Annotated in this window: 1 protein-coding gene; it reads left to right on the top strand. The window is 58.5% G+C overall.

The annotated features are described in order from the left end of the window. Positions 1-12: 12 nt before the first annotated feature. A partial coding sequence (locus D3H34_RS33095; RefSeq protein WP_491047163.1) for a capsular polysaccharide export protein, LipB/KpsS family occupies positions 13-882 on the top strand: 870 nt, incomplete at its 3' end.

Raw genomic sequence — 882 nt, forward strand, 5'->3', positions numbered from 1 at the left:
ATATAATATTTCGTGAGTAAAAAATTTGGCGTTTTTTCCCGGGGGATTTTGAATATTCCCTTTTTGACAGCATTGCTCGGCGCAGCAGTGGTGGCGCTGCGCGTGTGGCACCGACCTCGGGTTGAGGCCATAGCTGGCTGGGGGCAGCGGCCAAGTACGCGCAAGAGCCGTGCTTATGCGCGAAGGTACGGCTTGCCATACGTGGCGCTGGAAGATGGTTTTCTGCGATCGTTCGGCACGGGGGACCATTTCCCGCCTATCTCCATCGTGCTGGACGATGAAGGTATTTATTACGACTGCACGCGCGCGAGCGCGCTGGAGCGCCTGCTCAATAGCAAAGATGATGTGCTGTTGCTTGATGCATCGGTCCTTCGTTCTGCCCGGATGCAGTTACTGCATTGCTCGCTGAGTAAATACAATCATGCCCCAATGCTCGCGCCAGGCGTGTTGCGCGCCGGGGAGAAGGCGCGGGTGCTGGTGATCGACCAGACGGAAGGCGATATGAGCGTGGCGTTGGGTGGCGCAGATGCGCAAACTTTCCGGGCCATGCTGGCCGCTGCAAAAGCAGAACATCCAGACGCCACCGTGTATGTGAAAACCCATCCCGAAGTGGCGTCTGGCCGCAAGGGCGGTTATCTGACCGGGGTGGAGGAGGATCAACAAACGGTGTTGCTGCGCGATGCCGTCAATCCGTTGAGCCTGATAGAACACATGGACCATGTCTATGTGGTCAGTTCCACCATGGGATTCGAGGCACTGCTCGCGGGCAGACAGGTGACCTGTTTTGGTGTTCCCTGGTATGCAGGCTGGGGGGCAACAGACGACCGCCAGGCAGCACATCCCGCCATGGCGAGGCGCACGCGTACGCGCTCGGTTGACGAG

The sequence above is a fragment of the Acidovorax cavernicola genome, from assembly GCF_003581445.1.